The sequence below is a fragment of the Sulfitobacter sp. 1A15299 genome (assembly GCF_043556915.1).
Taxonomy (GTDB): domain Bacteria; phylum Pseudomonadota; class Alphaproteobacteria; order Rhodobacterales; family Rhodobacteraceae; genus Sulfitobacter.
Map to the genome: position 1 here is coordinate 21,303 of NZ_JBIFFJ010000029.1, position 8,020 is coordinate 29,322.

At 64.3% G+C, this 8,020-nt stretch carries 8 protein-coding genes; 1 reads left to right on the top strand and 7 read right to left on the bottom strand.

The window, feature by feature from the left end:
* The 6 genes from ACGYK7_RS16475 to ACGYK7_RS16500 form a co-directional block, all read right to left on the bottom strand.
* Entirely contained in the window at positions 1–795 is a 795-nt protein-coding gene (locus ACGYK7_RS16475; protein ID WP_394403554.1) for a segregation and condensation protein A, read from the bottom strand.
* The gene (locus tag ACGYK7_RS16480) at positions 788–1,798 is read right to left on the bottom strand and encodes a glycoside hydrolase family 3 N-terminal domain-containing protein (RefSeq protein WP_394403555.1); all 1,011 of its coding nucleotides are present in this window, start codon (positions 1,796–1,798) and stop codon (positions 788–790) included. The genes ACGYK7_RS16475 and ACGYK7_RS16480 overlap by 8 nt, the downstream gene beginning before the upstream one ends.
* Positions 1,798–2,808 carry an SPOR domain-containing protein gene (locus ACGYK7_RS16485; RefSeq protein ID WP_394403556.1) on the bottom strand — a complete coding sequence of 337 codons (1,011 nt, stop codon included), beginning with the start codon at positions 2,806–2,808 and terminating at the stop codon, positions 1,798–1,800. The genes ACGYK7_RS16480 and ACGYK7_RS16485 overlap by 1 nt, the downstream gene beginning before the upstream one ends.
* 79 nt (positions 2,809–2,887) lie before the next feature.
* A complete protein-coding gene (gene argS, locus ACGYK7_RS16490; RefSeq protein ID WP_394403557.1) occupies positions 2,888–4,633 on the bottom strand; it encodes an arginine--tRNA ligase in 1,746 nt (581 codons plus the stop codon).
* A gap of 106 nt (positions 4,634–4,739) precedes the next feature.
* The gene (locus ACGYK7_RS16495) at positions 4,740–5,360 is read right to left on the bottom strand and encodes a hypothetical protein (protein ID WP_394403558.1); all 621 of its coding nucleotides are present in this window, start codon (positions 5,358–5,360) and stop codon (positions 4,740–4,742) included.
* Between the two features lie 48 nt (positions 5,361–5,408).
* Complete coding sequence (locus ACGYK7_RS16500; protein WP_394403559.1) at positions 5,409–6,566, bottom strand: deoxyguanosinetriphosphate triphosphohydrolase; 1,158 nt, start codon at positions 6,564–6,566, stop codon at positions 5,409–5,411.
* A gap of 96 nt (positions 6,567–6,662) precedes the next feature.
* Between ACGYK7_RS16500 and ACGYK7_RS16505 the strand changes: the two genes are divergently transcribed.
* Positions 6,663–6,986: an iron-sulfur cluster assembly accessory protein gene (locus ACGYK7_RS16505; protein ID WP_067265985.1), complete on the top strand. Its 324-nt coding sequence runs from the start codon at positions 6,663–6,665 to the stop codon at positions 6,984–6,986.
* Positions 6,987–7,001: 15 nt separating this feature from the next.
* On the opposite strand, the gene ACGYK7_RS16510 is transcribed toward ACGYK7_RS16505, so the two are convergent.
* Positions 7,002–8,020 (bottom strand): DUF6902 family protein (locus tag ACGYK7_RS16510; protein WP_394403560.1); only part of this gene is annotated, 1,019 nt, incomplete at its 5' end.

The window sequence follows — 8,020 nt, forward strand, 5'->3', positions numbered from 1 at the left end:
TCAATCCTTCTTGCGCAGTTGGATGGGGGCGAAGATCTCTTTTTGGCGGATCTCCATATGCCCCTCTTTGACCAGTTGCAAAGAGGCGGCAAAGGTCGCCGCCGTGGCCGAGCGGCGGCGCTCCGGATCGCTCTCCCACCCTTCGGGCAGGTAGCTGTTCAGATCGCCCCAATCGCCCGCATAGCCGATCAGCCCGCGCATCCGTTCGAGCGCCTCTTCCATGGTGAAGACCTTGTCGCGGTCCATTACGAAAGGGCGAAAATCCTCACGCGTGCGGGTGCGCGCGTAGCCCTGCATCAGGTCCAGCAGGGTGGCGGTATAGGTGACCTTTTTGACACTGGTGATCTCTTGGGTCTGGCCCCGGGCAAAGAAGTCCCGGCCAAGCTGATCACGCGCCATCAGACGCGCGGCGGCGTCGCGCATGGCTTGCAAACGTTCCAGTTGGAACGCCAGATGCGCCGCCATTTCTTCGCCCGATGGGCCCTCTTCGGTCGGGTCCGGCGGCAGCAGCAGACGCGACTTGAGGAAAGCCAACCAAGCGGCCATGACGAGGTAATCCGCCGCCAGTTCCAGCCGCAGTTCCTTGGCGCGGTCGACAAAGGCCAGATACTGCCGCGCCAGTTGGAGCACCGAGATCTTGCGCAGATCGACCTTTTGCGTGCGGCTCAGCGACAGCAGCAGGTCGAGCGGTCCTTCATAGCCTTCGACATCAATGATGAAGGCTTCGGCGGCCAGCCGGTCGGCCACGGTGCTGCCTGCCCCGCCCCGGTCTTCCTGAAATGTCGTGTCAGCCATGCAATGTCCCGCCCAGAAGCGTCTCAAGCTGGGCGCTGAGGGCGTCGATGTCAACGTCATCGGGGGTTTGCCGCGCATCCATGGCCCGCAGGGCGCGGGTCTGGGCGGCGGGAGTCATCTCGCCCGCCGCTTCGGCCACCGCGCGGCGGTCTTCAAGCGGGCCGTTGCAAAAGAGTGCCACGTCACAGCCTGCCGCAAGGGCCGCGCGGATGCTCTCCGCCGGGGTCATTTGCAGCGCTTTCATCGAAATGTCATCGGTCATCACGAGGTTGTCGAAGCCGATCTCTTCGCGGATCAGCCGCACTACCTCGGGCGAGAGGGTCGCCGGGGCGTCGTCGTCCAGCGCGTCATAGACCAGATGCGCCGTCATCCCCATCGGCAGGTCGCGCAGGCTGCGGAAGGGGGCGAAATCGACCGCCTCCAGATCGATCCGGCGGGCCGCGACGCGGGGCAGATCATGGTGGCTGTCAAGCGTCGCGCGGCCATGGCCGGGCATGTGTTTCATCACTGGCAAGACCCCTCCGGCCAGCAGCGCATCGGCCACGGCGCGGCCAATCTCGGCCACCTGCCCCGGCGTTTCGCCATAGCAGCGATTGCGCAGGAAACGGTGCGTGTTTGGCCCGGCCACATCGATCAGCGGGGCGCAGTTGCTGTCGATCCCGACGCTGTGCAGCTCATGGGCGACGATCCGATACATCAGGTAAAAGGCCCGGCGCGCCTGATCGCCGGCGCGGGCGGCGAGGTCCATCGGCGGCATCCAATCGCGCCAATGCGGCGCGCGCATGCGCTGCACGCGGCCGCCCTCTTGGTCGATGGTGATCACGGCCTCATGCCCCGCCGCCTCGCGCATCTCTTCGCAGAGCGCGCGCAGCTGGTCGGGGCTGTCGATGTTGCGGGCGAATAGGATAAAGCCAAAGGGCCGCACGTCCCGAAAGAACGCCTTTTCCTCGACGCTGAGCCGATGGCCCGTTGCGTCGAGGATCGTGGCCCCGAAGGGGCGCATCAGCGCATCACCACCGGGATGCAATCCGCGTTTTCGGCCACGAGGGCCGAGCAGAAGCGGCGGGCGTCGGCGATGTCGTTAAAGCCCATGGCGCGCAGGCGGTAGAAGACCCGCCCGCCGCTGGTGGCCTTTTGCACGACGCGGCTCTTGCCTTCGAGATAGGCACCGAAACGGCCTTGCAAACGGTCCCATTGTTCGCGGGCGACCTCGGGGCTGTCAAAGGCGCCAAGCTGGGCCATGCGGGTGCCGACGGGCAGCGATGCGGGATCGACTTCGGGGGTGGCGGTGGCGACGGCATTGCGTTGCACGGCGGCGGGGGTCACCACGGCACCGCCCGCCGGACGGCGGCGCGGGCGCAGGGAGTTGCGCACACCCGGCGCGTTCAGCACGGCCTTGACCACTTTGGGCTGCACGGAAGTGTCGGCCAAGGCCATCGCCACGGCGGCATCGACAGGATTGCCCGCGACGGCTTCTTCACCGGTAAGCGGGGCCACGCCATTGGTCAACTGCGCCACGAGATCTTGCACATTGCCTGAGCGGATCGCGGCGGAGGCGTCGATCAGGTCACCGTCATTCTCATGGGCGACGGCGGGGGTCGCAGTACCCTGTGACTTTGCGGCAACCATCGCCACTTGAACAGGCTGATCTTCGTCCTGCAATTCGATCTGGCGCGGCGCGAGGCGCAGCTCATCCGCCGGGCGCCCGGCGCTGCCTTCGGCGGCAACCACATTGACCGAAAGCCCCTGATGGCGCGCCAATTCACCGCCCGGCTCTTCGGGGCGCACGCGCATCTCGCCTTCGATCGCGCGGACCACCGGAATGCCGGTCACGTCACGCACCAGCAGTTTGTAGCCCCAAACACCGATCCCCGCCACCAGCGCCAAGGACACCACGGCGCCCGCGATATTGGTGAGCATTGTCAGGGTCTTGGGCGCGCTGCCCACTGCGTAGCTATGCGCGGAATCGGGCGCATAGCCCGCCGTCGTCGGGGAAGACGTGAAATCTGCCATCTCTGCCTCTTTGCCCGGCGTGATACATCGCCACGCGGGTCTGGTCATGGGGTTGCCTGTTTTCGGCGCGCTGGTGCGGTTACCGCATCTCCTGCGCCGGTGTGACCCCGAGAATACCAAGACCCGCCGCAATTACAATCGCCACGGCACGCGACAGCGCGATTTTTGCCTGCGAGGTGGCTGCGTCCCCTTCTTGCAAGGCGCGCAAGCCATCCTCGGACCGGCCCAAGTGGTAGAGGCTGTGGAAATCAGAGGCCAGTTCATAGAGGTAGAAGGCCACCCGGTGCGGCTCATTGCTGCGCGCGGCGGTCTCGACCAAACGGGGCCATTCGGCAAGCTTGCGCAGCAGGCCGATCTCGGCCTCATGGTCAAGCTTGGACAGCTCCGCGTCCAGCAACGTGGCGTCCGCCACTTCGATCCCCGCCTCTTCGGCTTTGCGCAGGATCGACGCGACCCGGGCATGGGCGTATTGCACGTAAAAAACCGGGTTCTCGCGGCTTTGCTCCAGCACCTTGTCGAAATCGAAGTCGAGCATCGCGTCGTTCTTGCGCGTCAGCATGACAAAACGCGTCACATCGGGGCCGACCTGATCCACCACGTCGCGTAGGGTCACGAAAGTCCCTGCCCGTTTGGACATTTTGAAGGGCTCACCGTTCTTATAGAGCTTCACCAGTTGCGTCAGCTTGATGTCGAGCGGTACATGACCGTCGCTGAGCGCCGAGACAGCGGCTTTCATCCGTTTGACATAGCCGCCATGATCCGCGCCAAAGACGTCGATCAGCATGTCGAAGTCACGGCTGACCTTGTCGTAGTGATAGGCGATGTCGGGGGCGAAATAGGTCCAAGACCCGTCGGACTTCTTGACCGGGCGGTCCACATCGTCGCCATGTTCGGTGGATTTGAACAGGGTCTGCTCACGCGGCTCCCAATCCTCGGGTTTCTTGCCCTTGGGCGGCTCCAACACGCCTTCGTAGATCAACCCCTTAGCTTCGAGCGAGGCGATGGCCGCTTCGATCTGGCCTGTGCCGTAGAGCGATTTTTCGCTATAGAAGACGTCCATCTCGACACCCAATGCCGCCAGATCGTCGCGGATCAGGTTCATCATCGCATCGGTGGCGAATTCGCGGATATCGTCCAGCCATTCGCTTTCCGGCTGGTCGACCAGCTTGTCGCCGTACATCTTGGCCAGCGCCTCGCCCAGCGGGATCAGGTAGTCGCCGGGATAGGTGCCATCGGGGAAGGCCACCTCTTTGCCGTTGGCTTCGAGGTAGCGCAGATAGACCGACCGGGCGAGCACATCGACCTGCGCACCGCCATCGTTGATGTAGTATTCCCGCGTCACGTCATAGCCCGCGAAGTCCAACAGGCTGGCCAGCGCATCGCCAAAGACCGCACCCCGGGTGTGACCCACATGCAGCGGCCCCGTCGGGTTGGCCGAGACATATTCGACATTCACCCGCTGACCCGCGCCAAGGATCGCGCGGCCAAAATCGGTGCTTTGGCTCAGCACCTGACGGGCCACGTTTTGCCAGACCGAAGGCGCAAGACGCAGGTTGATGAACCCCGGCCCCGCCACTTCGGCAGAGGTGATGCGCGGATCGTTTTGCAATTGCGCGGCCAGTGCTTCGGCGATGTCGCGCGGTTTCATGCCCGCAGGTTTGGCCAGCACCATTGCGGCATTGGTGGCCATATCGCCATGGGCCGCGTCGCGCGGCGGCTCAGCGGTGATCGGGTCAAAGTTCAGGGTCGCAGGCAGAGCGTCCTGCGCGACCATCTGTTCCAGCGTCGCAGTGATGAGATGGCGAATTTCAGCAAATAGGTTCATGTCGGGTATCCTTGTTCCCCGCCCGTTTATCATGTGCGGGGGTGCAGTCAATCAAGCGTCGGGCCGTCGCGGCCCAAGATCGGGAGTGGCGTTTGAACCGGCGCGCTCAGCCGAGGTCCAAACGCCCAGATCGGAGCCGTCGCCCCGCCTCGGAGCCGAGGAACAGCGCGCTTTCCGCTGCAAGCTGTGCCTGCCCCTCGGGCACGGTGATCAGGTGGAAATGCAGCCCCCGCGGCCTGAACACCCTGTCTAGCGCGGCATTGGCCGCTTCAAACGCACCGATCATGGCGTGCCCGGCCAGCGCCAAAGGTTGGCTCGGCCGCGGCAGGACGGTTACCACCGCCCCCTGCCCGGCCACCAGACCCCGGCCCAAGGCACGCACCATGGCCGAGAGCCCGCGGATCTGCGCGTCCGTGCCTTTGCAGCAATCTTCGGGGTCGAGCGGTATCAGGTTCAGCACCATATGCAGCGGCGTGCCGCCCCAATTGCGGTGCAACGGCTCAAACCGCGCGACAAGATCGCCCGCCAGCGCCAGCCCTTCGACACGTTTTGCCGATTGGCTCATCAACCGCGCCAGCACCGCAGGATCGCGGTCCATCGCCACGACCTCCGCCCCCAGTTCCGCCGCGCGTTTGGCCACCGCAGGCCCCGGCGCCTGCCCTGCCGAGAGGATCGCGAAGGTCGCGTCACCGGCCAGACTTTCCGGCAGAACGGGGGTTTGTATCATGTCAACTCACCTATGGATCAACAAAAGCAGACTACCATGCCGCGAAGACTAGCGGAAGCTGCGCAGGTCGCTGCCGAAGAGACGGGCGTGTTCCTGCAGGGCGAAACGGTCGGTCATGCCGGCGATGTAGTCAGACACCATCCGCGCCAGCGTGGTTTCATCCTCTGCCGCCTCGATTGCCGCCGCCCAATGGCGCGGCAGTAGGTTGGGCTGTGACAAGAACAGCGGGAACAGGTCTTCGACCACCTTGGTCACCTTCTCACGATTCTCCATCACCGAGGGCGCGCGATACATGCGGGTGAAGAGAAACTTGCGGATCTCGCGCAGGTCTTGCCAGACGGGGGCCGAGAAGCGGATCATCGGGCGGCCGAGATGACGGATGTCGTCGGGCGATTTCGCCCCAGAGTCTTTCAGCAGTTTGGCCGAGGTTTCGATCACATCGCCGACCATCACCCCAAAGACCCGCCGCAGCGCCTCATGACGGCGGCGGTAGCTGTCGGTCTCGGGGTAGAGCCGGTCAACCTCGGCATAGGCGGGGCCGACCATGGGCAGCTCGGCGATCTCACTTTCGGTGAACAGCCCCGCGCGCAGACCGTCGTGCAGGTCGTGGTTGTTATAGGCGATGTCATCGGAGAGCGCGGCGACCTGCGCCTCGGCGCTGGCATGGGTGTGCAGTTCCAAGTCGTGCCGCGCGTTATAGTCGGCCAGCGCATGGGGCACCTCGCCCGTCACAGGCCCGTTGTGTTTCGCGATACCTTCCAGCGTGTCCCACGTCAGGTTCAGCCCATCGAATTCGGCATAGTGCCGCTCCAGCGTGGTGACGATCTTGATCGCCTGTGCGTTGTGATCGAAGCCACCGTAGGGTTCCATCAGCTTGTGCAGCGCGTCCTCTCCGGTGTGGCCAAAGGGCGTGTGGCCCAGATCATGGGCCAGCGCCACGGCCTCGGTCAGCTCGCCATTCAGACGCAGCGCGCCCGCGATGGTCCGCGCGACCTGCGCCACCTCGATGGAATGGGTCAGACGGGTGCGGAAATAGTCGCCCTCATGCTCCACAAAGACCTGCGTCTTATGTTTGAGCCGCCGAAAGGCCGAGGCATGAATGATCCGGTCCCGATCCCGCTGATAACAGGAGCGAAAAGTGCTTTCCTCTTCCGGCACCAACCGTCCCTTGGCGGTGTCCGGATCAGAGGCGAATTTTGCGCGCATCGCGGCTGGTCCTCTCTCGCGGTCCTTGTGACCTGTCCTTGTGCTTTCTATATGTTAGAGGAACGCGAAAGAAAACCGATGCATCGGAGCCCGCAGATGAACCTGCCCCCCAAAGTCACCCCCCGCGCCTTTGAACGCCTCGCCGAGATCGGGGCCGCAGACGAAGGCAAGGCCCTGCGCATCGCTGTCGAAGGCGGCGGCTGCTCGGGCTTTCAATACGACATCGCGCTGGATGAGCCCGCCGAAGATGACCTTGTTCTGGAAGGCAGCGGTCAGAAGGTGGTGGTCGATAGCGTGTCCCTGCCATTTCTGGCCGACGCCGTGATCGATTTTACCGAAGAGTTGATCGGCGCGCGTTTCACCATCGAGAACCCGAACGCGACAGCGGCCTGCGGCTGCGGCACGTCCTTTTCGATGTAAGTCTTTCGGGCGCGCTTAGGCGCGCGCCCGGGCGAACCCCTCGAAGAACTCTTCGAAATACGGCCCGGCGCGTTCGGCGCGCAGCAGGGTCGCATGGCTTTCCGGGCAGAGATACGACAGCACATGCGGGCGCATCTGCTCCCAGTCGGCCCGGCGGTTCGCGCCCATGTCGCTGAGGCAAGTTGCCAAGGGCCGCAGCGCCCCCGCCGCCTTATTACCTGTGCGAAAACGCAATGCGCCTTTGGGGATGGGCGTAGATCGCAACGGTCGGCCCGCAATCCGCATGGCCCAGCCGGTGACAAGCCATTGGTGGTAATCGTCCCGCAAAGGTGCACCCTCATCGGCGTAGACCCGCATGGCACGGTGGCTGGCGGCAATGGCATCCTCCCACAGCGGGCTGGGGGCTTGCCCGGCAAAACGCAGCGCGGCGCAGACCTCGGCCAGCAGGTCCATATCCTGATCGAGAAAGGCCAGCAGCCCCGTGAAATGCAGGCTTTTCAAAGCCGCCTCAGGCAGGTCGGGGCACCGGAGGCCATAGTCCGACAGGTAGAAAACGATATGGGTCAACTCATAGGCCGCCTTGCGATTGGGCATGGCAAAGGTAGCGCTGCGGGCGATGAAATCGCACAACCGTTGGCCGAGCGCCCCGTCATTCACCTGCGGCCCGACGCCCCGGCGGCGCAGCAGACGGCGTTTCTCGGCCCGCTGCAGATCCGACAGTTCCGCCCCCTCCAGCCCTGCCCGCGCAACCTTGGCACAAAGGCCCGCGCCGTGGTGCCGAGGCAGGCCGAGGTCTTCGAGGTCGAGACAGATCGACAGGATGAAACGGTAATATTGCGGGAAATCGCAAAGCATATCCCGGCAGCCCCGATGGAAGCCAGCCAACGGCTGAAGCGCCGCACTGTCGAGGGTGGCCCCCGTGCTCGCCAGCGCCCCAAGAAACTCGGCGTTTTCCTTTAGGGTCCGTGGACATTCACTTTGAGGCAATGACCGTTGCGGCGAGGTGCCAGTTGGCGGCATAGCTGGACGCGGTC

Excerpts from the sequence above, each read along its gene's own strand:
- ACGYK7_RS16475 (WP_394403554.1), bottom strand. The coding sequence starts at position 795 with ATGGCTGACACGACATTTCAGGAAGACCGGGGCGGGGCAGGCAGCACC.
- ACGYK7_RS16495 (WP_394403558.1), bottom strand. The coding sequence starts at position 5,360 with ATGATACAAACCCCCGTTCTGCCGGAAAGTCTGGCCGGTGACGCGACC.
- ACGYK7_RS16485 (WP_394403556.1), bottom strand. The coding sequence starts at position 2,808 with ATGGCAGATTTCACGTCTTCCCCGACGACGGCGGGCTATGCGCCCGAT.
- ACGYK7_RS16505 (WP_067265985.1), top strand. The coding sequence starts at position 6,663 with ATGAACCTGCCCCCCAAAGTCACCCCCCGCGCCTTTGAACGCCTCGCC.
- ACGYK7_RS16500 (WP_394403559.1), bottom strand. The coding sequence starts at position 6,566 with ATGCGCGCAAAATTCGCCTCTGATCCGGACACCGCCAAGGGACGGTTG.
- ACGYK7_RS16480 (WP_394403555.1), bottom strand. The coding sequence starts at position 1,798 with ATGCGCCCCTTCGGGGCCACGATCCTCGACGCAACGGGCCATCGGCTC.
- argS (WP_394403557.1), bottom strand. The coding sequence starts at position 4,633 with ATGAACCTATTTGCTGAAATTCGCCATCTCATCACTGCGACGCTGGAA.